This is a genomic window from Mycobacterium talmoniae (assembly GCF_001854525.1).
Lineage (GTDB): Bacteria > Actinomycetota > Actinomycetes > Mycobacteriales > Mycobacteriaceae > Mycobacterium > Mycobacterium talmoniae.
This window is the reverse complement of record NZ_MLQM01000070.1, coordinates 1-23987: the sequence shown is the minus strand read 5'-3', so window position 1 is coordinate 23987 and position 23987 is coordinate 1. Positions and strand designations below refer to the sequence as shown.

Below are 23987 nucleotides of genomic sequence, written 5' to 3'. Positions count from 1 at the left end.
GTGGTGGCCGCACCGGGGCGCCGGACCACCAGCGCCGCAGCCGGGGCGCGCGGCCCGGCGCCCGGTAACCCGCCCGCTGACCGACCAACCACCCGGTTGGTATATCTTCGGGGGAGGTTCGTTGCCCATTTCCGCACACCCCGGAGGCCAGATGACCAGCGCCGTCAAATACCAGCGCACCCTGTTCGAGCCGGAGCACGAGCTGTTCCGCGAGTCGTATCGCGCGTTCTTGGAGCGCCACGTCGCGCCGCACCACGAGGAGTGGGAGAAGGCCAAGATCGTCGACCGCGGCGTCTGGCTGGAGGCCGGTAAGCAGGGCTTTTTGGGGATGGCGGTGCCCGAGGAGTACGGCGGCGGCGGCAACCCCGACTTCCGCTACAACACGATCATCACCGAGGAAACCACCGCCGGTCGTTACAGCGGCATCGGGTTCAGCCTGCACAACGACGTCTGCGCGCCCTACCTGCTAGAACTGTGCAACGAGGAGCAGAAGCAGCGCTGGCTGCCGAAGTTCTGCACCGGCGAACTGATCACCGCGATCGCGATGACCGAGCCCGGAACGGGCAGCGACCTGCAGGGCATCAAGACCCGGGCGGTCAAACAGGGCGACCACTACGTTCTCAACGGCTCGAAGACCTTCATCACCAACGGCATCAACTCCGACCTGGTGATCGTGGTCGCCCAGACCGACCCGGAGAAGGGTGCCCAGGGCTTCAGCCTGCTGGTGGTCGAGCGCGGCATGGAGGGCTTCGAACGCGGCCGGCACCTGGACAAGATCGGTCTGGACGCCCAGGACACCGCCGAACTGTCCTTCACCGACGTGCACGTGCCGGTCGAGAACCTGCTCGGCCAGGAGGGCATGGGCTTCATCTACCTGATGCAGAACCTGCCGCAGGAACGGATCTCGATCGCGATCATGGCCGCCGCCGCGATGGAGAAGGTGCTCGAGGACACCATCCAATACACCAAGGAGCGCAAGGCTTTCGGCAAGCCGATCGGCAGCTTCCAAAACAGCCGGTTCGTGCTGGCCGAGCTGGCCACCGAGGCCACCGTGGTGCGGATGATGGTCGACGAGTTCATCCGGCTGCACCTGGACAAGCAGCTGACGGTGGAGCAGGCCGCCATGGCCAAGTGGTACACCACCGAGAAGCAGGTGTCGCTGATCGACCGGTGTCTGCAGCTGCACGGCGGCTACGGCTACATGCGCGAATACGGGGTCGCTCGGGCCTTCCTGGACTCCCGGGTGCAGACCATCTACGGCGGCACCACCGAAATCATGAAGGAGATCATCGGGCGCAGCCTCGGCGTATAGGGGCTGGCGCACGTCGACGTCGCTGGGGTGGATCGCCATCGGGATCCTCCCCAGCGCGGCCGGTGCCGCCCGGACGGGATGTATCACGCTGAATGCTTGGCGCGATACGCTATGGGGATGAAGACTCTGCGTCTGGATCCCGAGTTGGAGCAGCGGCTGCAGCGAGCGGCCGCCGTCGCCGGGGAGTCGTTGTCGGAGTTCATCCGGCGGGCCGCCGCCGAGCGGGCTGACACGGTGCTGAACACCGATGGTCATGAGGACTTCGCCGATGTGCTTGGCGTCATCCATGGCGGCGGCGGTCGGGCCCGCCGGACCGGGGCGGCGTTTACCGAAGTGCTCGCTGACCGCAGCTCGTGACGCTCTGCGATGCTGGCCCGCTGGTTGCGCTGATTGACGCCGACGAGGCCGATCACGAGACCTGTGCGCTCGCCCTGCGCACTTTGGCGTTGCCGTTGGTGACCACCTGGCCGGCGTTCACCGAGGCGATGTACTTGCTGGGTCGCGCCGGCGGGTCCGCTGGTCAGCAAGCGCTGTGGAAGCTGCGGCTGAGTAGGCGGCTGAAGATCGCCGAACTCTCGCGCACGGCGGTCGAGCGCAGCGCCACGCTCATGGTGAAGTACGCCGATCGCCCGATGGACCTCGCCGATGCCACCCTCGTCGCGCTCGCGGAGGAACGCGGCGAACGGCGGATCTTCACGCTCGATGACGATTTCCGGGTGTATCGCATCCATGGGCGTACCCGCTTCGAAATCATCCCGAGCTGACCGTGCAGACTCGCCCGATACGGTGCCACACCGGGCGTCACCGAGATCGACGTTTTCGTGGCCGCCACTCGGACTTTTGCTACGAAACGTCGATCTCGGCGTCTGAAGTGGCGGCCACCGCGGCCAGCAGGCGGGCCGGGCCGATTCTGCTGGTCGCCCGCAGCTGCTCGACGATGATGTCCACGGTGGTGCGCGCGGCCATTGCGCTACCGGGTCCGTCGCCCATGCCATCTGCCACCACCGCCAGCAACGGATCCAGACTCACGGCTGCGCCAAATGTTCGATGATCGCCGCGGTGACGATGTCGGGCCGCTCGGCGTTGGCCAGGTGCGCGGCGTCATCGACGACCAGCAGTCGACCGTCACGAACCCCGTCGGCGATCTCGGCGAGCTTGGCCGGCGGCGTCGCCGGATCGTCGGCGCCGGCGATCGCCAGCGTCGGCGCGGCAATCGAGGCCAGCTCGGCGCGCAGGTCGAGCGCGGCGATGGCCGCACAGCAGCCGGCGTACCCCTCGGCGGGGGTGGCGGCGACCATCGCCTGGTGCGCGGCGTTGACCTCGGGGTGGGCGGCCAGATACCCGGGGGTGAACCAGCGCTGCACCACGGATTCGGCGACCGCACCGGTGCCGTGGGCGCGCACCGTCGCGGCCCGCTCTTCCCAGGCGGCGGCCGGCGGCAGCCGGGTCGCGGTGCACAGCAGCACCACCCGGTCCACCCGGTGAGGGTGGCGGGCGGCCACCCGCATCGCGGTCATCCCGCCCAGCGACAGCCCGACCAGGTGCGCGCGGGCCACGCCGAGCCGATCCAGCAGGGCCAGCAGGTCGTCGGCCGGATCGTCGATCGAGTACGGGCCGGCCGGGACGGGGGAGTCGCCGTGGCCCCGGGTGTCGTAGCGGATAACCCGGAATCGCCGCGCGAGTGGGTCGAGCTGGGCATCCCACATGCGGTGGGTGGCGCCCAGCGAGTTGGACAGCACCACCGCCGGGCCGTCGGCGCGGCCAGTGACGGTGGCGTAAACCGGAACCGCGCCCATGGCCACCACGGTAGTGAGCGCGACCTCGGTGTCGGCGAGGTCAAGCGAACCCGAATGAGCGACACGCGCAAACCTGCATCAATTGAACATCGGTTGTGCATCTATTTTCGTACTGTCAGAGGCACGCGTTCGCAATTTGTGTCCGTCAACGCAATAGTTATGCAGTTGTGCGACGTGACAGACAGCGGCAGATGGGCGGCCGGGGAGGTTTGGTGACTGGGCAGAGAGGGCGACTAGGCAGGGCGGCCGTACGCGCGGCGCTCGGCCTGCTGACCACGGCGGCGACGGTCCTGCTGTGGGCACCCACCGCCGCGGCGACTCCCGAGTCCGACGCCGCCGACGCGATTAGCGCGGCGTGGGACGCCGCCGGCGGCGACAATTCCGAACTCGGCGCGCGGCAAGGTGATGTCTATCCGATCGGGGACGGCTTCGCCGAAGACTTCGCCGGCGGGAAGATGTTTTACACCCCGGCCACCGGTGCCCGCGCCATGTACGGCGCGGTGTTGCAGAAGTACGAGTCGCTGGGCGGTCCCGCCGACAGCGACCTGGGTTTCCCGAACGTCGACGAGGCCCCCGGCTTGGCCAGCCCGGACAGTCGGTCGATCACCTTCGACGCCGCCGATCACCCGGTGATTTTCTACACCCCCGAGCACGGCGCCTTCGTGGTGCGCGGGGCGATCAACGCCGCCTGGGACAAGTTGGGCAGTTCGTCGGGCACACTGGGCGTCCCGGTCGCCGACGAAACCACCGACGGCGACGTGATCACCCAGAAGTTCAGCGGCGGTCAGGTGTCGTGGAACCGGGTGACCAAGGCATTCAGCACCGATCCGCCCGAGCTGGCCGGCGACCTGAAGGACTTGCAGGTGCCGGTCGACGCGACCGCGGCCATCAACCGGGCGTGGCGGGCGGCCGGCGGCGCCTCCGGGCCGCTGGGCGCCAAACAGGGCGACCAATACACGGTCGGCACCGACGGCGCGGGCCAAGACTTCGCCGGCGGCAAGGTCTTCTTCTCCCCGGACACCGGGGCCAACGCCGTCTCCGGTGAGGTGCTGGCGAAGTACGAGTCCCTGGGCGGGCCCGCCGGCAGCGATCTGGGCTTCCCGGTCAGCAGCGAGGCCGACGGGCCGATCCCGGGCAGCCGGGTCAGCACCTTCTCCGGCGAGGACAAGCCGGTGATCTTCTTCAGCCCCGATCACGGCGCCTTCGTGGTGCGCGGCGCGATGAAGGTCGCGTGGGACAAACTCGGCGGCGCCGCCGGGAAGCTGGGCGCGCCGGTGGGCGACCAGTCGGTCGACGGCAATGTGGTCTCGCAGAAATTCACCGGCGGCACCATCTCCTGGGACCGGGTCGCCAACCGGTTCAGCACCGACCCGGAAAACCTGGCCGGCCAGCTGGCGGGGCTGCAGGTGCCGGGCCAGAACGCGCCCAGCGGTCCCGCGCTGAGTCACCACGGCGGCGGCGGCACCGGATTCAGCTGGCATTGGTGGTGGCTGGCCGCGGCGCTGGCCGCGCTGGTGCTGCTGCCGCTGCTGGCGGGGCTGTGGTGGCAGCGGCGGCGCAAGGCCGAACGATTCCTGTTGCGCCGCAACGGGCGTCGTCGCGCGACGGCCGGCGCGGTCGCCAACGGTGCGGCCCCGGGCACCGGCTACGACACCGAGGACGACGAGCGGTGGTCGGCGGAGCCCGGCGAACCCGGAACCACGGTGCGGCTCTCGCGGTTCCCCGGGAGCTACGGCGAGGAGCCGGGCGACTACGGCGAGGAGCCGGGTAGCTATGGCGAGGAGCCCGGCGGCTACGGCGAGGAACCGGGCGGTTACGGCGAGCAGCCGGGCGGGCCGCCGTCGGGGGTGGATCTGTTCGGCGGGACCGAACCCGACGACAGCTGGATGCCTGCGCCCGGCGGGTCGGCGGGCGGCTTCGGCGAAGCGCCGGTCGACGACGCGAGAGCCGACGAGCTCGAGGAGGCCGAGGATCCCGACGCGGTCGACACCGCGCCGACCCGCATCCCGACCGCCTCGGAGGTGCAGGGCCCGTCGGAGCCGCAGACCGGTCGGCACGCGGCGTTGGGCGCCGACGACGACGCCGTCCCGGAGTCACCCGGTTACGACGGCGAGGTCTATCCGGCGGTGCACCTTCCACTCGATGACCCCTATCAAGCGCCGGAGGGGTATCCGGTCAAGGCCAACACCGTGTCCGGGCTGTACTACACACCCGACAGCCCCGCGTACTACGAAAAAGCCGCCGAAATCTGGTTCGCCAGCGAGGAAGTCGCCCAGTTCAACGGTTTCGTCAGGGCCGACTAAACGCGCGGCGTCAGGGCGCCAGCCGTGCCACCGCCTCGGCGGCCGCCACCACGTCGTGGATGCGGTGCATCGTCTCCCCGGCGTAGAGCGCCGAGCGGTCCACCACGCTGGCCGGCATACCGGCCAGCGGCAAGGCCGGCGTATACAACGGCAGCGACACCCGCTGCAGCGCCACGGTGTCACCCCGGGCGCTCAGCGGCAGCAGCCGGCCCAGGGGTCCGCTGACCCGGCTCAGGCCGCGGGCCAGACCGGGCCCCAGATCGCTGTGGCCACACCACCGGTCGGTGGCCGCGTTGGGCACCACCCGGTGCGGCAGCGGCCAGCCCAGCCCGAACAGCAGGGTGCGGATCGTGCGTTGCGCATCCAGCACCCGGCGCTGGTAGTCGGGATGGGCCCGCGATTCGGTGGTGAGCAGAAACCGGGTTCCGGCCACCGCGCCGGCCGCCCCGGCGGTGAGCAGCCGGCGCACATCGGCGCCGTCGGCGACCCCACCGGCGGCCAGCACCGGGACACCGTCGGCGGCCTGCAGCACCTCGGTCAACGTCACCGCCAGCGGCCGCTCGGCCACCAGATGGCCGCCCGCTTCGACACCCTGCGCGACGAGGCCGTCGGCGCCGGCGGCCAGCGCCTGCCGGGCCTGGGCGGCGCTTCCCACCGTGCACAGCACCGGAATGCCCGCCGACCGCAGCGCCGCGATCCAGCGCCGCGGAATGCCGTCGTGCAGCACCACGGCGGCGACCCCGGCGGTGATGCAGACGTCGATATGGGCCTTGCGGATAAACGGCACCAACAGGTTGGCCGCCACCGGGCGCCCCGGCGCCAGCGTCGCCGCGCGACGCAGCTCCGCGGCGAACGCGTGCGGCGCGGCGATCCCGACCGTGCCCAACGCACCCGCCGCCGATACCGCCCCCGCCAGCTCGCCGCCGGCCACACCGCCCATCCCGGCCTGCATCACCGGGTACTGCAGCCCGAGCGCCTCCAGCAGGTTCATCCGCCCGGGTTTAGATCTTGCGGATCACCGTGACAACTTTGCCCAGCACGGCGGCGTCGTTACCGGGAATGGGATCGAAGGCCGGGTTGTGCGGCATCAGCCAGACCTGGCCGCCGGTGCGCTTGAAGGTCTTCACGGTGGCCTCCCCGTCGATCATCGCCGCGACGATGTCGCCGTTGTCGGCGACGTTCTGCTGGCGCACCACCACCCAGTCGCCGTCGCAGATCGCCGCGTCGACCATGGATTCGCCGACCACCTTGAGCAAAAACAGCGCGCCCTCGCCGACCAGTTCCCGCGGCAGGGGGAACACGTCTTCGACGGCCTCTTCGGCGAGGATCGGGCCACCGGCGGCGATTCGACCCAGCACCGGGATGTAGGCGGGCTCGGGTAGGGCATCCGAGCCGGCGACATCGGTGTCGACCGGCGCCACCGCCGCGACGTGCGGGCCGCGCACGTCGACCGCCCGCGGCCGGTTGGGGTCGCGGCGCAGGTAACCCTTGCGTTCCAGGGTGCGCAGTTGGTGCGCCACCGAGGAGGTGGACGTCAGCCCGACGGCGTCACCGATCTCCCGGATGCTGGGCGGGTAGCCGCGTTTGGTGACCGAGGCGCGGATGACGTCCAGGATGGTGCGCTGCCGCGCGGTCAGCGTCGTATCCAGTGGCTTATCGGAACCGTTGCCCCGATCGCCGGGGCCCGAAGTATCGCTGCTGTCGCTCATAGGAACGAATGTAGACCCGAAGCAGCCGATTCTCAAACACCTGTTCGAGAAGTGTCGTCCCACTCCCGCCTGGGACGCATGTGGCGGATGTTGTCGGTGGGTCGGTCTAGGGTTCGGCAACAGTTCGATCACATGTTCGCTCATCGAACAGGTGATCGACTATAGTTCGAACACAAGAGCGATTGCGTCGGAGGAAGGAGCCACCCATGACACTCATCGAGACCGCCCCGCCGCGCCGGGTGATGCCGCGTCGGCCGGTCCGGGTACATCCGAACGGCCGGATGAGCGAGCAGGTGCGTCCGCCGCGGCCGCGACCGGCCGGTGCGCCGCTGCGCTACCGGGGGACCGGTGTGCTGGTGTCGCGGGGGCCGCACCGTCGGCGCCCGATCACCCCGGGGACGACGGCGGCGCTGGCCATGTTGGCCGCACTGATCACGGTGTGGCTGGGCCTGATCGCGCAATTCGGGGCGGCGGCCAACCACGCGGCGCCGGTGCCCGACCGTCTGGCGGTGGTGCGCGTCGAACCGGGCGAAACCCTGCAGCACGTGGCCGCGCGGGTGGCGCCCGGGGCGTCCACCCGTCAGGTCGCCGACCGGATCCGGGAACTCAACGGGCTGGACTCGGCGGCGCTGGACGCCGGCCAGACCCTGATCGCGCCGATCGGGTGAGCGGTGGTACCGCTGCTGCAAGCGCCGCACCCCACGCAGGTACGCTCGGAGTCGTCTCAGACATCCGGTTGCCCGCGCGGCGAAGGAGCGGCTATGCACTGCCCGTTTTGCCGTCACCCCGATTCTCGGGTGGTCGACTCCCGCGAAACCGATGAAGGCCAGGCGATTCGGCGCCGCCGGTCCTGCCCGGAATGCGGGCGGCGGTTCACCACCGTGGAAACCGCGGTGCTAGCCGTGGTCAAGCGCAGCGGCGTCACCGAACCGTTCAGTCGGGAGAAGGTGATCAGCGGGGTGCGCCGCGCCTGCCAGGGCCGCCAAGTCGACGACGACGCGCTCAATGTGCTGGCCCAGCAGGTCGAGGACACGGTGCGCGCGGCCGGCTCGCCGGAGATCCCCAGCCACGAGGTCGGGCTGGCGATCCTGGGGCCGCTGCGCGAACTCGACGAGGTGGCCTATTTGCGCTTCGCCTCGGTGTACCGGTCGTTCACGTCGGCCGACGACTTCGAGCGGGAGATCGAGGCGCTGCGCGAGCACCGGGCGTTGCTGGGCCGAGCGGACGCAAAAGCCCCGTAAAACGCGGGCGTTTGGGGTGCGGTTGCGCTCCCCCGCACGCGGGAGGTACCCCCAGCTCGCGGTAGGTAGGCTGACGCCATGACGGCTGACCTGCACCCGAACCTTGCGGCACTGGCTCCACTGTTGGGCACCTGGTCGGGCCGCGGGTCGGGGGTGTACCCGACCATCGCCTCGTTCGACTATCTCGAGGAAGTGGTGTTCGGCCATGTCGGCAAGCCGTTTTTGAGCTACGGGCAGAAAACCCGATCGGCCGCCGACGGGTTGCCGCTGCACGCCGAGACCGGCTATCTGCGGGTGCCGCAGCCGGGTCGGGTGGAATGGGTGCTGGCCCATCCCAGCGGTATCACCGAAATCCAGGTCGGCACCTTCGCGGCCACCGGCGACGTCATCGAATTCGAGATGACCGCCAGCACCATCGGTTTGGCCCCCACCGCCAAGGAAGTGACCGCCCTGTCCCGGCGCTACCGGCTGGCCGGCGACGAGCTGTCCTACACGCTGGATATGGGCGCGGTCGGCCAGCCCCGGCAGAACCATCTCACCGCGGTGTTGCGCCGGACCGGTTAGACGACCGTCATCACCCCGTCGCTGGCCACTCGGCCGGCGATGCGCACCCAGCCCTCGGGGCTCCAGCGGGTGTGGATCACCGACCCTTTGCCCTGGGTGATGGTGAGGTCCCGGCTGAGGTAGTCGGTGATCCGCACCGCGGCGGCGCCGGTCGCCTCGTCTTCGGGTACGCCCAGGTTGCCGGCGAACATCCGCGCGCGCAGCGCCCCGTTCTCCTTGTCGGTCCAGGTCCACAGGTAGTGCTGGGTGTCGTCGGGAAACTCGGCGGGATCGGCGGCGGCCAGCGCGTCGACCGAATCCAGGTCGTGGATGGCGAATTCGGGTGCCCATTCCGAGCGGGCGCTGACCACGGTGAGCGCACCTTCGTAGCTGACCTGCACAATGCCGGCCGGCACCTGCAGGGTGCGGATCGGGCTGCCCTGCTGGCGCAGCCACCACGACAGCCCGACGGTGGGGTGCCCGGCGAACGGCAGTTCGGTCATCGGGGTGTAGATGCGGGCGTGCGCGCTGGTCGAGCCCGCCTCCGGCAGGTCGACGAATATCGTTTCGCTGTAACCCAATTCGGCGGCCAGCCGCTGGCGGTCCGGCGGCGGCACCGTCGCCGCGTCGACGATGCCGAGCGGGTTGCCGAAGTTGTCGTTCTCGTCGGTGAAAACGCGCACCACCGTCACGTCGATGCCCATAGGCCGACTCTACGGCGTGGCCGGTCAGCTCTGGTCGTCGTCGTTGAACTTCTTGCGGGCTTCGGCGGCCAGGAACCGCTCGAACTCCGCGCCGAGCTCGTCACCGCTGGGCAGCTCCTCGTCGCGCGCCAGCAGCGACCGGTTCTCCTGGGCGGTCATGAACGTGTCGTACTGGCGTTCCAGCGCCGTGACCACCTGCGCCACTTCGGGGCTCGCCTCGACCTGCTCGTCGATCTTGGCGCGGATGTCGGCGGCGGCTTCGCTCAACGCGGTCAGCGGCAGCTGCAGCGAACCGGTCTTGGCGACCTGCTCGAGCAGCGCCCGGGCGGCGTCCGGGTAGTCGGTTTGGGCCAGGTAGTGCGGCACGTGCACGGTGAACCCGACCACCTCGTGACCGTGCTGGGCCAGCCGGTACTCCAGCAGGTTCGACGCGCTGGCGGGCACCTGCACCTCGGCGATCCACGGGGTGTGGTCGGCGATCAGCTCGCGGTTGTTGGAATGCGCGGTCAACGTCACCGGCCGGGTGTGCGGAACCGCCATCGGGATGGTGCCCAACCCGATGGTCTGGCGCACGCCGAGGCGTTCGGCCAGCAGCCGCACCGCGGTGATGAACCGCTCCCACTTCAGGTCCGGCTCCATGCCGGCCAACAGCAGAAACGGGGTGCCCACGCTGTCGTGCAGCGCGTACAGGCTCAACTCCGGCTCCTCGTAGGCGGTGAAGTGGTCGGTCTTGAACGTCATCAGCGGGCGCCGCGACCGGTAGTCCAGCAGCTCATCGATGGCGAACGAGGCCACCAGCTCGGTGTCCAACGCGTCCTTGAGGTGGCCGGCGGCCAGCCGGATCGCGTGACCGGCGTCGGAGAAGCCCTGCAGCGCGTGGATCAGCACCGGGCCGCGGCCGTCCGGTGACGACAGCTGCGGCGACGGGAACTCCAGCTCGTACATCCCGCCCTGTTCCGGCTGGTAGCGGTGCCCGTGATCTGGGTGTTGGTCCTGCTCCATCGGTTTCGCCTCCTCGCCACGGTGTTGGGGTGCACCAGGTTCCATTGTCCCCCAGTGCAGGTGGGTGCCCGTCGGCACCCACACCTACCCGTTGCCAACGCGGCGGCCGGCAGGTTTATTGCCGCAGGTGAGCGGCCCGGCGCGGCTTAGCTGCGGAACCGGTTTAGCGCCCGCATCTTGTTCATCACATCCAGCGCGGCGGTCTTGTAGGCCTCGGAGAACGTCGGATAGTTGAACACCGCGTCGACCAGGTATTCCACCGAGCCGCCGCAGCCCATCACCGCCTGCCCGATGTGCACCATCTCGGTGGCGCTGGTGCCGAAGATGTGCACGCCCAGCAGCTTGAGGTCCTCGGTGGACACCAGCAGTTTGAGCATGCCGTAGGAGTCGCCGGCGATCTGGCCGCGGGCCAGCTCGCGGTAGCGGGCCACCCCCACCTCGTAGGGGATCGCGTCCTTGGTCAGCTCGACCTCGGTGGCCCCGACATAGGACACCTCCGGAATCGAGTAGATGCCGATCGGCTGCAGCTCGGTCATCCCGTCGGTCGGCTCGCCGAACGCGTGGTAGGCGGCCAGCCGGCCCTGCTCCATGGAGGTCGCGGCCAGCGCCGGGAAACCGATCACGTCGCCGACGGCGTAGATGTGGTCGACCTTGGTCTGGAACTGGTCGTCGACGAAGATCCGGCCGCGGTGATCGGTTTCCAGGCCGGCGTTGGGCAGATCCAGGTGGTCGGTTTGGCCCTGCCGGCCCGCCGAGTACATCACCGTCTCGGCCGGGATCTGTTTGCCGCTGGCCAACGTGGTGACGGTGCCCGCCGAGCCGACGTCGACGGCGGTCACCTCCTCGCCGAACCGGAACGTCACCGCCAAATCCCGCAGGTGGAACCGCAGCGACTCGACGATCTCGGGGTCGCAGAAGTCCAGCATGGTGTCGCGTTTTTCCACCACGGTCACCTTGGTGCCCAGCGCGGCGAACATCGAGGCGTATTCGATGCCGATCACCCCGGCGCCGACCACCACCATCGAGGCCGGGATCGACTTGAGGTCCAAGATGCCGTCGGAGTCCAGCACCCGTTCCTCGTCGAACTCCACCCCGGCCGGGCGGGCCGGCCGGGTGCCGGTGGCGATCACGATGTAGTCGCCGGTCAGGGTGGTTTTGTCGCTGCTGCCGTGCTCCTCGACCAGGATGGTGTGCGGGTCGACGAAACGGCCGTGGCCCAGGACCAGGTCGATGCGGTTGCGCATCAGCTGGTTGCGCACCACGTCGATCTCTTTGGTGATCACGTGCTGGGTGCGGGCCAGCAGGTCGGCCGGGGTGATGCGGTCCTTGACCCGATAGCTGGCGCCGTAGAGTTCGCGCTGGCTCATCCCGGTGAGGTAGAGCACCGCCTCCCGCAACGTTTTCGACGGGATCGTGCCGGTGTTGACGCACACCCCACCGACCATCCGGCCGCGTTCGACCACCGCGACCGACTTGCCCAGCTTGGCCGAGGCGATCGCCGCCTTCTGCCCGCCCGGCCCCGAACCGATAACGACGACGTCGTACTCCCGCATCGAACCCATGAGATAGACATCTACGCCCATTCGTCAAATTGCGCACCTTGCCACGGCAGGGCCGTGATCCCCAGTTGCGAGTTCGTCCCCAACTTGGCGATTTGGGGCCTCAGCGGCGGGTGCGATGACGGTGCCGGTTGCCAGCGTTGCCGCCATGAAGACATATCGGCCCGATTTCGAACTGCACCGCCCCGGCGCGCTGATCGCGGCGCTGCCGGCGATCCTGGGCTTTGTACCGGAAAAATCCCTGGTCCTGGTCTCCGTGGAGAGCGGCGCGCTGGGGTCGGTGATGCGCCTCAACCTGGCCGACCGGCTCGCCGAACGAATGCCGCAGCTGGCGCAGGTCGCGGCCGCGGCCCGCCCCGAGGCCGCGATCGCGGTGATCGTCGATGCGAAGGGCGCGGGCTGTCCGGTGTGCAACGCCGACTTCCGGGTGGTGTGCGCGGCGTTGACCGAGGCGCTGGCCCAGCACGACATCGTGCTGTGGGCCGCGCACGTGGTGGACCGGGTGGACGCCGGCGGGCGCTGGCACTGCGTCGACGGCTGCGGGGCCAGGGGAGTGGTCGACGACCCCGCGGCGTCCCCGCTGGCGGTGGCCGCGGTGCTGGACGGGCGGCGGCTATACGCGCGCCGCGCCGACCTGGAGGCGGTCATCGCGGTCGATGATGACCGCCGCGCCGCGCTGGAGGCCGTGGTGGCCGAGCAGGCGGCGGCGCGCGAGGTGGCCCGTCGCGCCGATCCCGACGCTCAGGGCCGCCGCGATGTCCGCGACGCGGTGGCCGCCGCGGCCCGGGTGGCGAACGGCCAGCCGCTCGACGACGCGCAACTGGCTGCGCTGGGGTGCGCGTTGACCGATGTGCAGGTCCGGGACACGTTGTACGGCTTGGCGATCGGGGAGGGCGCCGCCGGAGCCGAGGAGCTGTGGGCGGTGCTGGCGCGGGTGTTGCCGGAGCCGTGGCGGGTCGAGGCGCTGGTGCTGCTGGCGTTCAGCGCCTACGTCCGCGGCGACGGGCCGCTGGCCGGGGTGTCGTTGGAGGCCGCGCTGCGCTGCCAGCCGACGCACCGGATGGCCGGCATGCTGGACACCGCGCTGCAGTCGGGACTGCGACCGGACAAGATCCGGCAACTGGCCGGCACCGGGTACCGGTTGGCGAATCGGCTGGGGGTGCGGCTGCCGCCGCGGCAGGGCTACCGGCGCCGCGTCGTGTAGCGGGCGTTAGATCTTTTCGACCTTGACCGCGTGCGCCATCTCGTGGGGCAGGTCCACGTCGGCGTGCCCGGGCATCAGGATCGTCACACCACCGGCCGGGTTCGTCTGCACGGTCACCCGGGCATTGGGCACCACCCCGGCGTCCTTAAGCCGGCTGATCAAATCGACGTCGCCTTGCACGTGTTCGGTGAGTTGACGCACCACCACCGCCACCGGTGACCCGGCCGGCAGCTCGGTCAACCGCACCAGGTTGGCGTCCCCGGCGCCGAACTCCGGGCCGACCCCCAGATCCAGCAGGCCCGGGATCGGGTTGCCGAACGGTGAGGTCGTCGGGTTGTTGAGCACCTTGACCAGCCGGCGCTCGACGTCCTCGCTCATCACGTGTTCCCAGCGGCACGCCTCGGCGTGGACTTCCTCCCACGGCAACCCGATGACGTCCACCAGCAGCCGCTCGGCCAACCGGTGCTTGCGCATCACGGCGATCGCCAGGGTGCGGCCCTTGTCGGTGAGCTCCAGGTGCCGGTCACCGGCCACCCGCAGCAGCCCGTCGCGCTCCATCCGGGACACGGTCTGGCTGACGGTGGGCCCGCTCTGCTCAAGCCGCTCCGCAATCCGGGCACGCAGCGGCGTCACGCCCTCTTCCTCGAGGTCGTAGATCGTCCGCAGGTACATCTCGGTGGTATCAACCAGCTCGTTCATTCCGCATCCTCCGTTGCCGCCGAGTCTACTTGCCCAGCTGCGCGGATGGTCATCTAACACTCCTGGTGACAGCAGTGTGCCCGCCGCGGGGGACGCGGCGGGCACACTGCTAGAGGTCGATCAGCTGGCGTAGGAGCGGAGCCGGTCCGCGCGTTCGCCGTGACGCAGTTTGGCCATCACCTCACGCTCGATCTGGCGGACCCGCTCGCGGGACAGGCCGAACAGCTTGCCGATCTGGTCCAGCGTCCGGGGCTGACCGTCGTCCAGCCCGAACCGCAGCCGGATCACCTGATGCTCGCGTTCGTCGAGGGTGGCCAGCACACTGCGGATGTCGGTGTGCAGCAGCTCGGCGATCACCGCGTTCTCGGCGGACATCGCCTCGGCGTCCTCGATGAAGTCGCCCAGCGGGGCCTCCTCGTCGGACCCGACCGGCATGTCCAGGCTCACCGGGTCACGGCTGTGTTCGAGCAGGTCGGCGATCTTCTCCGCCGGGATCCCCGACTCGGCGGCCAGCTCCTCGTCGGTGGCTTCGCGGCCCAGCTGCTGGTGCATCTCCCGCTTGATCCGGGCCAGCTTGTTGACCTGCTCCACCAGGTGCACCGGCAGCCGGATGGTGCGGCTCTGGTCGGCCATACCGCGGGTGATGGCTTGCCGGATCCACCAGGTGGCATAGGTGGAGAACTTGAATCCCTTGGCGTAGTCAAACTTCTCCATCGCCCGGATCAGACCCAGGTTGCCTTCCTGGATCAGGTCCAGCAGCGGCATGCCGCGGCCCGTGTAACGCTTGGCCAACGACACCACCAGCCGCAGGTTGGCTTCCAGCAGGTGCTGGCGGGCCGCCTGGCCGTCGCGCACTACCGTCTGCAGGTCGCGTTTGCGGTTCTCGCCGAGGCGCTTGCGGGTTTCCAGCAGATGCTGGGCATACAGCCCGGCCTCGATCCGCTTGGCGAGCTCAACCTCGTCGGCGGCGGTCAGCAGCGCCGTCTTGCCGATGCCGTTGAGATACACGCGCACCAGATCGGCGGCGGGGCTGGAAGCATCTAGATCGCTGTCAACCCGGCTTGTGGTGGCATTTGCCATGGCGACCTCCTGATCGGCTTGAACTGTCATCGGGTTTAACGCCCAACCCGAGGGAAGAGTTCCCGCCGGAGCGCCGTCTCACACCGTTTGACGTGCGGAAATAGGCCGATGACCTGAGAATGTGTTAAGAACCGCCCGCGCTGGCCGCGCAGCTACGAACCGTCGCCGTCGGCGGCCGCGGCGTCGGGTTGCGGCGGGTGCGGCCGGGGCCGTTCCAGCGCCGGACGTTCGGCCGTCGGGAACAGCGGGGTGCGTCGCCGCGCGTCGTCGAATCGCCGCGGCTCGTCGGCGCTGCGGGGCGGCCGGTCGTTGGCGATCAGCACCGCAATCCAGGGCAGCGGGATCGAGGCGACCACGATCAGCAGCGAGATCAGCCCGTTGTGCCAGGCGCCGTAGGCCAGCGCCGCCAGGATCAGCGCCGGAATCCGGAACGCCATCAAGGTCAAGTATTTGCGTACCCGCGCGCGATGCTGCACCTCATAGGAAGGCGCCGCCGCGGTGATGAGCACCGGCCGACCGTCGTCGTCGAAACCCAGCTCGGAGCCGTGCTTCATAACCTCCACTGTCCCACACCCGGGCGCGGCGGGGGCAAGCCGGTTTCCGGAGGTGCCGATTTCCGGGCAGAATATGCGGTATGCAGACCCAGACGATCGAGCGCACCGACACCGACGAACGCGTCGACGACGGGACCGACAGCGATACCCCGAAGTACTTCCACTACGTCAAGAAGGACAAGATCGCCGAGAGCGCGGTGATGGGCAGCCACGTGGTGGCGCTGTGCGGCGAGGTGTTTCCGGTGACCCGCTCACCCAAACCGGGTTCCCCGGTCTGCCCGGACTGCAAACGGATCTACGAGACGCTCAAGAAGGGCTGACCTCGTCGGCCCGGTCCCCGCGCGGGCGGGGCTTCCACACCCGCGCCAGCACCCAGTTGCGCAGCCGGTGCGCGTGGGTGACCGGCGCCGGCCACTCCTCTTGAATGGCGGCGTTCAGTTCGGCGCCCAGCATGATCGCGAAGCCGAGGAAAAACGCGAACAGCAGGAACGCGATCGGCGTCGCCAGCGCACCGTAGGTGTACCCGGTGCTGGTGATGTAGCGCAGATACACCCGCAGGCCCAGGGTGGCGACCACAAACACCGTGGTGGCCAGCAGGGCGCCGACGACCAGCCGATGCGACGGCAGCGGTTTGGGCAGCGACGCCCGGTACAGCAGCGTCACCGCCACCAGCAGCCCGGCCACCAACGCCGGGTAGTAGGTGAAGTGCAGCAGGTCCGCCCACCGCTCCGGAATGTGCTCGACCACCGCGCGCGGCCCCAGCGCGACGAACGGCGCGCCGGCGATCGCGACGATCAGCATCGCCACGTAGAGCCCCAGCGCGAAGAACCGTTGCCGCACCGGATGCCGCAGCGGGGTCTGATCGTGCGCCTCGACCACCGAGTCGACGAACGCCGAGATCGCCGACGAGCCCGCCCACAGCGAGATCACGAACCCCAGCGACACCACCTCGCCGCGGGCGTTGGCGACGATGTCGCGGACCGTGGGTTCGATGATCTCGGTGACCACGTTCTTGGAGAAGAAACTGCTCGCCATCGTGATCAGCCGGTCCTGGATGGTGGGCAACGTGTCCGGGCCGAACAGCGGCGCGATATAGGACAGGCTGCCCAGCATCCCCAGCAGCAGCGGCGGCAACGACAGCACCGACCAGAAACCCGCCTGGGCCGACTCGGAAAAGATGGAATCGTCCCAACTCTTCGACAACGTGCGTCGCGTGATGTGGAGCAGGTGATGGCGGGAGGGTTTCGGAATCTGGCCAGTCATGACCCGTCCAGCATTCCTGACGAGTGCCGTCACTGCCCAGTTCGGCAGGTGGGCGTGTCCTGGGCGCTCGTTAGGAGTCGATCGGCTCGGCGCTGACGTGCAGCACGGCGGCCAGCTCGATCAGCTTCGCCTCATGCTCGTTGGCGTGGTGCTGGCAGAACAGCAGTTCGGCTCCGGAGGGCAGCGTGGCGCGGACTCGTGCGGCGGCACCGCACCGATCACACCGATCAGCCCTGGTGAGTTCGGGACTGGTCAGAGTCGCGTTCATGGCTCCTCCGTTTCTCGCGTATCTCTCAAGTGTGTCAGACGTTTGGGCGTTCGGCGTTGTTCCCCGGCACCGCTGTGTCGTGTCTCACGCTCGCGGGACGCCCAGCTCAGGCAGGCTGGTGGGGTGAGTTCCCCGCCGAGGCCCCCGGTGCTGGTGCACCTGTGCGCCGCCGCGGAGTGGGCGGGCGCGCAGCGGCACGGCCAGCTGCGGCCGGCCTCGCTGGACAGCCACGGCTTCGTGCACCTGTCCACCCCCGAGCAGGTGCATCTGCCCGCCAACCGGCTCTACGCGGGCCGCACCGACCTGGTGCTGCTGCGCCTCGACCCGGCTCGCCTGGGCGCGCCGGTGCGCTGGGAGCCCGGGGTGCCGGAGGATCCGGCGGCGATGCTGTTCCCGCACCTGTACGGCCCGCTGCCGGCCGACGCCGTCATCGACGTGGTCGACTACCGGCCGGGACCCGACGGCACCTTCCCGCGGTTCGGCGCCGGAGGCTAGTCCAGGTAGTCGCGCAGCACCTGGGAGCGGCTCGGGTGACGCAGCTTGGACATCGTCTTGGACTCGATCTGGCGGATGCGTTCCCGGGTGACCCCGTACACCTGCCCGATCTCGTCGAGGGTGCGGGGCTGGCCGTCGGTCAGGCCGAACCGCAGCCGCACCACGCCGGCTTCCCGCTCGGACAGCGTCTCCAGCACCGACTGCAGCTGATCCTGCAGCAGGGTGAAGCTCACCGCGTCGACGGCCACCACGGCCTCGGAGTCCTCGATGAAATCCCCGAGCTGGGAATCGCCTTCGTCGCCGATGGTCTGGTCCAGCGAGATCGGTTCCCGGGCGTACTGCTGGATCTCCAGCACCTTCTCCGGGGTGATGTCCATTTCCTTGGCCAGCTCTTCGGGCGTGGGCTCGCGGCCCAGATCCTGCAGCAGCTCGCGCTGAATGCGGCCCAGCTTGTTGATCACCTCGACCATGTGCACCGGGATGCGGATGGTGCGGGCCTGGTCGGCCATGGCGCGGGTGATGGCCTGGCGGATCCACCAGGTGGCGTAGGTGGAGAACTTGTAGCCCTTGGTGTAGTCGAACTTTTCCACCGCGCGGATCAGGCCGAGGTTGCCCTCCTGGATCAGGTCCAAAAACGCCATGCCGCGGCCGGTGTAGCGCTTGGCCAGCGACACCACCAGCCGCAGGTTCGCCTCCAGCAGATGGTTCTTGGCGCGGTCCCCGTCCCGGCAGATCCAGGCCATGTCGCGGCGGTAGGCGACCGCCAGCTTCTCGCCCTTCTCGGCGTGCTCGGCCATCTTCTGGGTGGCATACAGGCCGGCTTCGATGCGCTTGGCCAGCTCGACTTCTTCCTCGGCGTTGAGCAGTGCCACCTTGCCGATCTGCTTGAGGTAGGCGCGCACCGAGTCCGCCGAGGCGGTGAGTTCGGCGTCCTTGCGGGCCTGCCGCAGCGCCTCGGATTCCTCTTCGTCCCAGACGAAATCGCCGGACGCCTTGTCCTTTTCGGAGGGCTCTTCGATCTCGTCGTCCTCGTCGGCGGCGGTGCCGGCCGGGGCGGCGGCGGGCTCCGCGGCCTCCTCGGCGCCCTCGCCTTCCAGGTCGTCGAGTTCCAGGTCGCCGGCGTCTACCTCGATGTCGTCGTCGCCGGGCTCAGCGTCGAGTTCGACGTCCTCGACGGCGGCGTCGGGATCGATGGCGTCGGTGTCGACCGCGGCGCCCTTGGCGCCGGCCGCCTTCTTGGCCGGCCCGCGGGTGGTCCGCGTCTTGGCCTTGGCGGGGCCGTCCTTGGGGGCGGCGCCGGCCTTGGTGGCGCGCGCGGTGGTCTTGCGCGCGGTGGTCTTGGCGGCCTTCTTGGCCGGGGCCGCGCCGTTGGCGGTCTTAGCTGCCGTCCGCTTGGCGGGGGCCTTGGTGGCGGTGCGTTTCACCGGCTCGTCGGTTGCCGGGCTTGCCTTGGTCGCTGCCACGTACACCCCTTCGGTCGGACGTCGGTTCGGGACGCTTGGGCATGCGCCACCGAAAATGTCGGATATGTCGAATGTTGGCGGTTTATCGACTTGGATACTCCCCGCTTAATCGGTTGCGCGGCCGCCAGCGACCATTGTAACGACAATGCACCCCCGCACCGCGCCGAGCGGGTGAAATTCAGCGCGTCACGTCGGTGGTGGACGCCATCGCCGCGCCGACGATGCCCGCGGTGTTTTGCAGCGCGGCCGCCACCACCGGGGTCCGGTTCTCCAACAGCGGCACCCACTTGTCGGCTTTGCGGCTGATCCCGCCGCCGGCGATGAACAGATCCGGGCAGATCGCGTTCTCGATGGCGACCAGCACCTTCGTCACCTCGCGCGCCCAGCGTTTGTAACTCCAGTCGTGCTTTTCCTTCACCGACGACGCCGCCCGGTGCTCGGCCTCCTTGCCGTCCACCTCCAGGTGGCCGAACTCGGTGTTGGGCAGCAACTTCCCGTTGTGAATGATCGCCGACCCGATGCCGGTGCCGAACGTCAGCAACACCACCACGCCGGTGTTGTCTTTGCCGGCCCCGTACCGTTCTTCGGCGAGCCCGGCCGCGTCGGCGTCGTTGAGCACCACGACGTCTTGGCCGTCGAGTTCGGCGCCGATCGCGTCGCGGGCGTTGACACCGAGCCAGGACTTGTCCACGTTGGCGGCGGTGCGTGCGACACCGCCGGTGACCACCCCGGGATAGGTCACCCCCACCGGCCCGGTCCAGTCGAAGTGGCGGACCACCTCGGCGATGGTCTTGGCCACCGCGGGCGGTGTGGCCGGCTGCGGGGTGAGCAGTTTGAACCGGTCACCGATCAGCTGCCCGGTGTTCAGGTCGACGATCCCGCCTTTGATCCCGCTGCCGCCGACGTCCACGCCGAGCGCGCGGTGCGGCGGGGGCGCGCCCGCGGATGACGATTGGGGGCCCCCGGACGGGTCGGGTCTGGCATCGGTGCTGGACATGGGTCTCCTCGGCGGGCGGATGCGTCGGCCCACACCTTAGTCGGTGGGCGCGGACTTGGCGGTTGTGCTGCGATGGAGGCGTGCCGACACCACAGAATCGTCCCGCCCAGCTTCGTTCCGTGGCCGAAACGCTCGCCGGGGAGGCGGCGACGTTCGCGCGGCGGCGCCGCGCCGAGGTGTTCGGGGCGGTGGCGTCCGACGCCGACGCGGTGCGGACCAAGAGCACCCCGACCGATCCGGTGACCGTGGTGGACACCGAAACCGAACGGCTGCTGCGCGACCGGCTGGCCCAGCTGCGTCCGGGGGACCCGATCCTGGGCGAGGAGGGCGGCGGCCCCGACGCCGCGTCCGGCGCCGACACCGTCACCTGGGTGATCGACCCGATCGACGGCACGGTGAACTTCGTCTACGACATCCCGGCCTACGCGGTGTCGGTCGCCGCCCAGGTCGCCGGGCGGTCGGTGGCCGGTGCGGTCGCCGACGTCGTCGCCGGCCGGGTGTATTCGGCCGGGGCCGGGCTGGGCGCGCACGTCACCGATGAGCGCGGCCGCCACCCGCTGCGCTGCACCGCGGTGCAGGACCTGTCGATGGCGTTGCTGGGCACCGGATTCGGCTACTCGGCGCAGCGCCGGGCCGCGCAGGCGACGCTGCTGGCCCGGCTGCTGCCGGTGGTGCGCGATGTGCGCCGCATCGGTTCGGCCGCGCTGGATTTGTGCATGGTGGCCGCCGGTCGGCTGGATGCCTACTACGAGCACGGCCTGCAGCTGTGGGATTGCGCGGCGGGGATGTTGATCGCCGCCGAGGCGGGCGCGCGGGTGCTGGCGCCGGAGCCGGCGGCCGGTGGTGCGCCGCTGGTGGCCGCGGCCGCCCCCGGCGTCGCCGACGAGTTGTTCGCGGCGCTGGAGCGCTTCGGCGGGCTGCCGTCGCTGCCGCAGTGAGTCCTCAGCAGGCCCCGGTGTGGATCTTCGACAGCAGCGCGGAATCGGCCGGCTCGGTGGCGTCGGGGCGCAGCCCGGCCAGCACCGCGTCGATGTCGTCGCTGTGGGCCAGCGTGGTGAAGTCGGTGCCCAACGCCAGGTCGACGGAATCGTCGCTGCGGTCGTCGCGGAACAACTCGGTGCACGGCGCCACCAACCAGACCGCGGCGGCACCGGCCTGACCGGCCGCGCCGAAACGAATCTGGCCCTGGCAGTCCAGTCGGGTGCTGGCATAGATCGGGTCGTTGGCGGCGGTGGGCTGCGCGAAGCCCAGATCCCGCAACGCGCCGGCCGTCTCGGCGGCTTGGCCGGCGCGGCCGCTGGCGTTGAGCACCCGAATTTTGGTCTCGGCCAGCTTGGCCGGGGAGACATTCGTCATATCGGTGCGGGACACCAGCTTGCCCAGCGTGGGCTGATCGGGCCCGGCCGGCGCCGGGGGCGGATTGCACACCGCGGCCTCGTGCACCTCGGGTGGGCGGGTCACCGCAATGGTCCACACCACGCCGGTCGCGACCGCCAACGCCACCAGCAGGTAGATGGCGGGCCGGGGGTTACGCCGCCGAAATGGCCGACCGTGTTTGTCGAACGCGGTGCCTTCGGTGATTTGTGTGACCACAAACGCACTCTAGAGGCACCGGCGCGAGGCGGGTGCAGACCGCTCACCACGGCCGACTACGTAATGTGACGTAAATCACACTTAAACTGGGCCCGATCCGGGCACGAATCATTTGGTGGATGCGTTCGACGCTGGTACAAAGCTTTGCTTGCAGGGTGACGACGGGGAGCGAGGGGAGAAGCCAATGGCTACCGACTATGACGCCCCAAGGCGTAGTGAAACCGACGATGTTTCGGAGGACTCGCTCGAGGAACTCAAAGCGCGACGGAATGAAGCGCAGTCTGCCGTCGTCGACGTCGACGAATCCGAATCCGCCGAGTCCTTCGAACTGCCGGGCGCGGATCTATCCGGCGAAGAGCTGTCGGTGCGGGTGGTGCCCAAGCAGGCCGACGAGTTCACCTGTTCGTGTTGCTTCCTGGTACAACACCGCAGCCGGCTGGCCAGCGAGAAGAACGGCGTGATGATCTGCACCGACTGCGCGGCCTAAGGGCCCCGTGGTCGGCTGCACTCAGCTCCTGAGCGCTGAGAGCACGCGCTCCGGGTGGCGGCAGCTCACCAACCAGTACGGCGTCGGGTCGTCGGGGTCGTTGAGGACCAGTAACACCATGGGTCCGACCCAGCCGCGGTGCAGCACGTACGCGGCGGGATCCAGCTGGCGCCCCAAGGCCGCCGACTTCGCGGACTTCGGGACCTCGGCGGAGCGGGCGATGACGCCGACCGGCAGGTGCGCGTCGCCGGCCCACAGCTCGATATCGTCGCCGTCGGCGGTGACCCGGACCTCGATGCGGCCCAGCCACAGCAGCGTCACGGCGGCGACCGGGAACAGCACCGCGAACGGCACCCAGTCGGGTAGGCCGCGCACCGCGAGGTTGACTTCGTACGCGAGCAACGCCGCCGGCACGAAACCCAGTGGCCACCACCACCAGGGCACCCGCAGCCGTTCGCGGTACCGCACATTCCGCGAGGCCGGTGAGATTAGGTGCGAACCCGACACGCGGCCAAGGGTAGTCTGTGGCCTCGTGTCGACCAGTCTGGCGGTGGTTCGCCTGGATCCCGATCTGCCGCTGCCGCGGCGCGCCCACGACGGTGACGCCGGCGTCGACCTGTACAGCGCGCAAGACGTCGAACTGGCACCCGGGCAGCGTGCCCTGGTGCCGACCGGGATCGCGGTCGCCATCCCGTTGGGCATGGTCGGGCTGGTGCATCCACGCTCGGGTTTGGCTGCGCGGGTAGGGCTTTCGATCGTCAACAGCCCGGGAACCATCGACGCCGGATACCGCGGCGAGATCAAGGTCGCGCTGATCAACCTCGACCCGGGCACCCCGATCGTGGTGCATCGCGGTGACCGGATCGCCCAGCTGCTGGTGCAGCGGGTCGAGCTGCCCGAGCTGGTCGAGGTGACGTCCTTCGACGAGGCCGGGCTGGCCGACACCTCGCGGGGCGACGGCGGTCATGGTTCCTCCGGCGGACATGCAAGTTTGTGAGGAGCGACGGCTGATGGCATTTGGTAAACGCAAAGACGACAACGACGACGGTGCGCCGGATGCCGGCGAGGTGGCCGCCGCCACCGGCGAGGAGCCGGCCGAGGACCTCGTCGGCCCGTTCGACATCGAGGATTTCGACGACCCCAGCGCCGCCGAGTTCGCCCGGCTGGACCTGGGCTCGGTGCTCATCCCGATGCCGCAGGACGGCCAGGTGCAAGTCGAGCTGACCGAGACCGGGGTGCCCAGCGCGGTCTGGATGATGACCGCCAACGGGCGGTACACCATCGCCGCCTACGCCGCCCCGAAATCCGCGGGCCTGTGGCGCGAGGTGGCCGGTGAACTCGCCGATTCGCTGCGCCAAGACGGGGCCAAGGTCAGCATCACCGACGGCCCGTGGGGCCGCGAGGTCACCGGCACCGCGGCCGGCGTGGTCCGCTTTATCGGCGTCGACGGCTACCGCTGGATGATCCGCTGCGTGGTCAACGGCCCTGCCGAGACGATCGACGCGCTGACCGACGACGCGCGAAACGCGCTGGCCGACACCGTCGTTCGTCGCGGTGACACCCCGCTTCCGGTGCGCACTCCGCTGCCGGTGCAGCTGCCCGAGCCGATGGCCGACCAACTGCGGCAGGCCGCGGCCCAGCAGGCCGCCGACCAGCAGCAGCAGGGCCCACCCGAGCCGGCGGCGCGACGCAGCGCGCAGGGCTCGGCGATGCAG

Annotated in this window: 29 protein-coding genes and 1 pseudogene; 14 read left to right on the top strand and 16 right to left on the bottom strand. The window is 69.6% G+C overall.

Annotated elements, in window-relative coordinates; genetic code table 11:
* Nucleotides 1-151 precede the first annotated feature (151 nt).
* The 3 genes from BKN37_RS14230 (at nt 152) to BKN37_RS14220 (ending at nt 2076) form a co-directional block, all read left to right on the top strand.
* Nucleotides 152-1312: an acyl-CoA dehydrogenase family protein gene (locus BKN37_RS14230; RefSeq protein ID WP_071026897.1), complete on the top strand. Its 1161-nt coding sequence runs from the start codon at nt 152-154 to the stop codon at nt 1310-1312.
* A 117-nt stretch (nt 1313-1429) separates the two neighbouring features.
* On the top strand, nt 1430-1669 hold the full coding sequence (locus BKN37_RS14225; protein ID WP_165618335.1) for a type II toxin -antitoxin system TacA 1-like antitoxin: 240 nt from the start codon (nt 1430-1432) through the stop codon (nt 1667-1669).
* Entirely contained in the window at nt 1666-2076 is a 411-nt protein-coding gene (locus BKN37_RS14220) for a type II toxin-antitoxin system VapC family toxin (protein ID WP_071026893.1), read from the top strand. Before BKN37_RS14225 ends, BKN37_RS14220 begins: the two co-directional genes overlap by 4 nt.
* Nucleotides 2077-2155: 79 nt before the next feature.
* Here the strand turns inward: BKN37_RS14220 and BKN37_RS28645 are convergent, their stop codons facing one another.
* Nucleotides 2156-2341: a hypothetical protein gene (locus BKN37_RS28645; protein WP_071026890.1), complete on the bottom strand. Its 186-nt coding sequence runs from the start codon at nt 2339-2341 to the stop codon at nt 2156-2158.
* Entirely contained in the window at nt 2338-3108 is a 771-nt protein-coding gene (pcaD, locus tag BKN37_RS14210; protein ID WP_071026888.1) for a 3-oxoadipate enol-lactonase, read from the bottom strand. The genes BKN37_RS28645 and pcaD overlap by 4 nt, the downstream gene beginning before the upstream one ends.
* 212 nt (nt 3109-3320) lie before the next feature.
* Here pcaD and BKN37_RS14205 point away from each other — a divergent pair, with 212 nt between their 5' ends.
* Entirely contained in the window at nt 3321-5411 is a 2091-nt protein-coding gene (locus tag BKN37_RS14205; protein WP_071026903.1) for a sunset domain-containing protein, read from the top strand.
* A 10-nt stretch (nt 5412-5421) separates the two neighbouring features.
* On the opposite strand, the gene BKN37_RS14200 is transcribed toward BKN37_RS14205, so the two are convergent.
* Both BKN37_RS14200 and lexA read right to left on the bottom strand, forming a co-directional pair.
* Complete coding sequence (locus BKN37_RS14200) at nt 5422-6402, bottom strand: NAD(P)H-dependent flavin oxidoreductase (RefSeq protein ID WP_071026886.1); 981 nt, start codon at nt 6400-6402, stop codon at nt 5422-5424.
* Between the two features lie 10 nt (nt 6403-6412).
* Complete coding sequence (gene lexA / locus BKN37_RS14195; protein WP_071026884.1) at nt 6413-7120, bottom strand: transcriptional repressor LexA; 708 nt, start codon at nt 7118-7120, stop codon at nt 6413-6415.
* Between the two features lie 206 nt (nt 7121-7326).
* Between lexA and BKN37_RS14190 the strand changes: the two genes are divergently transcribed.
* The 3 genes from BKN37_RS14190 (at nt 7327) to BKN37_RS14180 (ending at nt 8925) form a co-directional block, all read left to right on the top strand.
* Nucleotides 7327-7788, top strand: coding sequence for a LysM peptidoglycan-binding domain-containing protein (locus BKN37_RS14190; RefSeq protein WP_071026882.1), 462 nt, complete (start codon nt 7327-7329; stop codon nt 7786-7788).
* A gap of 93 nt (nt 7789-7881) precedes the next feature.
* Nucleotides 7882-8361, top strand: a complete 480-nt coding sequence (nrdR, locus tag BKN37_RS14185; protein WP_071026879.1) for a transcriptional regulator NrdR — start codon at nt 7882-7884, stop codon at nt 8359-8361.
* A 78-nt stretch (nt 8362-8439) separates the two neighbouring features.
* Nucleotides 8440-8925 (top strand): peroxynitrite isomerase, encoded by a 486-nt coding sequence (locus tag BKN37_RS14180; protein ID WP_071026877.1) that lies wholly within the window; start codon nt 8440-8442, stop codon nt 8923-8925.
* On the opposite strand, the gene BKN37_RS14175 is transcribed toward BKN37_RS14180, so the two are convergent.
* The 3 genes from BKN37_RS14175 to sthA all read right to left on the bottom strand — a co-directional run bounded on the left by BKN37_RS14175 (nt 8922) and on the right by sthA (nt 12163).
* Nucleotides 8922-9608: a PhzF family phenazine biosynthesis protein gene (locus BKN37_RS14175; protein ID WP_071026875.1), complete on the bottom strand. Its 687-nt coding sequence runs from the start codon at nt 9606-9608 to the stop codon at nt 8922-8924. The two genes, BKN37_RS14180 and BKN37_RS14175, sit on opposite strands and share 4 nt — an antisense overlap.
* Nucleotides 9609-9632: 24 nt before the next feature.
* Nucleotides 9633-10610, bottom strand: coding sequence for a proteasome assembly chaperone family protein (locus tag BKN37_RS14170; RefSeq protein ID WP_071026873.1), 978 nt, complete (start codon nt 10608-10610; stop codon nt 9633-9635).
* A gap of 146 nt (nt 10611-10756) precedes the next feature.
* Nucleotides 10757-12163: a Si-specific NAD(P)(+) transhydrogenase gene (sthA, locus tag BKN37_RS14165; protein ID WP_095407089.1), complete on the bottom strand. Its 1407-nt coding sequence runs from the start codon at nt 12161-12163 to the stop codon at nt 10757-10759.
* A 154-nt stretch (nt 12164-12317) separates the two neighbouring features.
* Here sthA and BKN37_RS14160 point away from each other — a divergent pair, with 154 nt between their 5' ends.
* Nucleotides 12318-13373 (top strand): DUF4192 domain-containing protein, encoded by a 1056-nt coding sequence (locus BKN37_RS14160; protein WP_071026901.1) that lies wholly within the window; start codon nt 12318-12320, stop codon nt 13371-13373.
* Nucleotides 13374-13379: 6 nt separating this feature from the next.
* Here BKN37_RS14160 and BKN37_RS14155 read toward each other — a convergent pair whose 3' ends face one another.
* The 3 genes and pseudogenes from BKN37_RS14155 to BKN37_RS14145 all read right to left on the bottom strand — a co-directional run bounded on the left by BKN37_RS14155 (nt 13380) and on the right by BKN37_RS14145 (nt 15725).
* Entirely contained in the window at nt 13380-14072 is a 693-nt protein-coding gene (locus tag BKN37_RS14155; protein WP_071026869.1) for an iron-dependent transcriptional repressor DtxR, read from the bottom strand.
* Between the two features lie 120 nt (nt 14073-14192).
* On the bottom strand, nt 14193-15182 hold the full coding sequence (sigB, locus tag BKN37_RS14150) for a sigma-70 family RNA polymerase sigma factor SigB (protein WP_071026867.1): 990 nt from the start codon (nt 15180-15182) through the stop codon (nt 14193-14195).
* Between the two features lie 122 nt (nt 15183-15304).
* Nucleotides 15305-15725, bottom strand: a pseudogene (locus tag BKN37_RS14145) (DUF3099 domain-containing protein).
* Nucleotides 15726-15786: 61 nt separating this feature from the next.
* Here BKN37_RS14145 and BKN37_RS14140 point away from each other — a divergent pair.
* Complete coding sequence (locus BKN37_RS14140) at nt 15787-16026, top strand: DUF3039 domain-containing protein (protein ID WP_071026863.1); 240 nt, start codon at nt 15787-15789, stop codon at nt 16024-16026.
* Here the strand turns inward: BKN37_RS14140 and BKN37_RS14135 are convergent.
* Together BKN37_RS14135 and BKN37_RS14130 are read right to left on the bottom strand one after the other, a co-directional pair.
* On the bottom strand, nt 16013-16969 hold the full coding sequence (locus BKN37_RS14135; protein WP_071026861.1) for a YihY/virulence factor BrkB family protein: 957 nt from the start codon (nt 16967-16969) through the stop codon (nt 16013-16015). The two genes, BKN37_RS14140 and BKN37_RS14135, sit on opposite strands and share 14 nt — an antisense overlap.
* Nucleotides 16970-17039: 70 nt before the next feature.
* Nucleotides 17040-17237 (bottom strand): DUF7455 domain-containing protein, encoded by a 198-nt coding sequence (locus BKN37_RS14130; RefSeq protein ID WP_071026859.1) that lies wholly within the window; start codon nt 17235-17237, stop codon nt 17040-17042.
* Between the two features lie 123 nt (nt 17238-17360).
* Here BKN37_RS14130 and BKN37_RS14125 point away from each other — a divergent pair, with 123 nt between their 5' ends.
* A complete protein-coding gene (locus BKN37_RS14125; protein ID WP_071026857.1) occupies nt 17361-17732 on the top strand; it encodes a DUF952 domain-containing protein in 372 nt (123 codons plus the stop codon).
* Here the strand turns inward: BKN37_RS14125 and BKN37_RS14120 are convergent.
* Together BKN37_RS14120 and ppgK are read right to left on the bottom strand one after the other, a co-directional pair.
* A complete protein-coding gene (locus BKN37_RS14120) occupies nt 17729-19195 on the bottom strand; it encodes an RNA polymerase sigma factor (protein WP_071026899.1) in 1467 nt (488 codons plus the stop codon). The two genes, BKN37_RS14125 and BKN37_RS14120, sit on opposite strands and share 4 nt — an antisense overlap.
* Before the next feature lie 178 nt (nt 19196-19373).
* Nucleotides 19374-20192: a polyphosphate--glucose phosphotransferase gene (ppgK, locus tag BKN37_RS14115; RefSeq protein WP_071026855.1), complete on the bottom strand. Its 819-nt coding sequence runs from the start codon at nt 20190-20192 to the stop codon at nt 19374-19376.
* A gap of 80 nt (nt 20193-20272) precedes the next feature.
* On the opposite strand from ppgK, the gene BKN37_RS14110 reads away from it, so the two are divergent.
* On the top strand, nt 20273-21130 hold the full coding sequence (locus tag BKN37_RS14110) for an inositol monophosphatase family protein (protein ID WP_071026854.1): 858 nt from the start codon (nt 20273-20275) through the stop codon (nt 21128-21130).
* A gap of 4 nt (nt 21131-21134) precedes the next feature.
* Here the strand turns inward: BKN37_RS14110 and cei are convergent, their stop codons facing one another.
* Entirely contained in the window at nt 21135-21785 is a 651-nt protein-coding gene (gene cei / locus BKN37_RS14105) for an envelope integrity protein Cei (protein ID WP_071026852.1), read from the bottom strand.
* A 184-nt stretch (nt 21786-21969) separates the two neighbouring features.
* On the opposite strand from cei, the gene BKN37_RS14100 reads away from it, so the two are divergent.
* A complete protein-coding gene (locus BKN37_RS14100; RefSeq protein ID WP_071026850.1) occupies nt 21970-22272 on the top strand; it encodes a DUF4193 domain-containing protein in 303 nt (100 codons plus the stop codon).
* Nucleotides 22273-22293: 21 nt separating this feature from the next.
* On the opposite strand, the gene BKN37_RS14095 is transcribed toward BKN37_RS14100, so the two are convergent.
* A complete protein-coding gene (locus BKN37_RS14095) occupies nt 22294-22761 on the bottom strand; it encodes a DUF3093 domain-containing protein (RefSeq protein ID WP_423212794.1) in 468 nt (155 codons plus the stop codon).
* Nucleotides 22762-22804: 43 nt separating this feature from the next.
* On the opposite strand from BKN37_RS14095, the gene dut reads away from it, so the two are divergent.
* Nucleotides 22805-23269: a dUTP diphosphatase gene (gene dut, locus BKN37_RS14090; protein WP_071026846.1), complete on the top strand. Its 465-nt coding sequence runs from the start codon at nt 22805-22807 to the stop codon at nt 23267-23269.
* Nucleotides 23270-23282: 13 nt separating this feature from the next.
* A partial coding sequence (locus tag BKN37_RS14085; protein WP_071026844.1) for a DUF3710 domain-containing protein occupies nt 23283-23987 on the top strand: 705 nt, incomplete at its 3' end.

Excerpts from the sequence above, each read along its gene's own strand:
- BKN37_RS14230 (WP_071026897.1), top strand. The coding sequence starts at position 152 with ATGACCAGCGCCGTCAAATACCAGCGCACCCTGTTCGAGCCGGAGCAC.
- BKN37_RS14225 (WP_165618335.1), top strand. The coding sequence starts at position 1,430 with ATGAAGACTCTGCGTCTGGATCCCGAGTTGGAGCAGCGGCTGCAGCGA.
- pcaD (WP_071026888.1), bottom strand. The coding sequence starts at position 3,108 with ATGGGCGCGGTTCCGGTTTACGCCACCGTCACTGGCCGCGCCGACGGC.
- BKN37_RS14200 (WP_071026886.1), bottom strand. The coding sequence starts at position 6,402 with ATGAACCTGCTGGAGGCGCTCGGGCTGCAGTACCCGGTGATGCAGGCC.
- lexA (WP_071026884.1), bottom strand. The coding sequence starts at position 7,120 with ATGAGCGACAGCAGCGATACTTCGGGCCCCGGCGATCGGGGCAACGGT.
- BKN37_RS14190 (WP_071026882.1), top strand. The coding sequence starts at position 7,327 with ATGACACTCATCGAGACCGCCCCGCCGCGCCGGGTGATGCCGCGTCGG.
- nrdR (WP_071026879.1), top strand. The coding sequence starts at position 7,882 with ATGCACTGCCCGTTTTGCCGTCACCCCGATTCTCGGGTGGTCGACTCC.
- BKN37_RS14180 (WP_071026877.1), top strand. The coding sequence starts at position 8,440 with ATGACGGCTGACCTGCACCCGAACCTTGCGGCACTGGCTCCACTGTTG.
- BKN37_RS14175 (WP_071026875.1), bottom strand. The coding sequence starts at position 9,608 with ATGGGCATCGACGTGACGGTGGTGCGCGTTTTCACCGACGAGAACGAC.
- BKN37_RS14170 (WP_071026873.1), bottom strand. The coding sequence starts at position 10,610 with ATGGAGCAGGACCAACACCCAGATCACGGGCACCGCTACCAGCCGGAA.
- sthA (WP_095407089.1), bottom strand. The coding sequence starts at position 12,163 with ATGCGGGAGTACGACGTCGTCGTTATCGGTTCGGGGCCGGGCGGGCAG.
- BKN37_RS14160 (WP_071026901.1), top strand. The coding sequence starts at position 12,318 with ATGAAGACATATCGGCCCGATTTCGAACTGCACCGCCCCGGCGCGCTG.
- BKN37_RS14155 (WP_071026869.1), bottom strand. The coding sequence starts at position 14,072 with ATGAACGAGCTGGTTGATACCACCGAGATGTACCTGCGGACGATCTAC.
- sigB (WP_071026867.1), bottom strand. The coding sequence starts at position 15,182 with ATGACAGTTCAAGCCGATCAGGAGGTCGCCATGGCAAATGCCACCACA.
- BKN37_RS14140 (WP_071026863.1), top strand. The coding sequence starts at position 15,787 with ATGCAGACCCAGACGATCGAGCGCACCGACACCGACGAACGCGTCGAC.
- BKN37_RS14135 (WP_071026861.1), bottom strand. The coding sequence starts at position 16,969 with ATGACTGGCCAGATTCCGAAACCCTCCCGCCATCACCTGCTCCACATC.
- BKN37_RS14130 (WP_071026859.1), bottom strand. The coding sequence starts at position 17,237 with ATGAACGCGACTCTGACCAGTCCCGAACTCACCAGGGCTGATCGGTGT.
- ppgK (WP_071026855.1), bottom strand. The coding sequence starts at position 20,192 with ATGTCCAGCACCGATGCCAGACCCGACCCGTCCGGGGGCCCCCAATCG.
- BKN37_RS14100 (WP_071026850.1), top strand. The coding sequence starts at position 21,970 with ATGGCTACCGACTATGACGCCCCAAGGCGTAGTGAAACCGACGATGTT.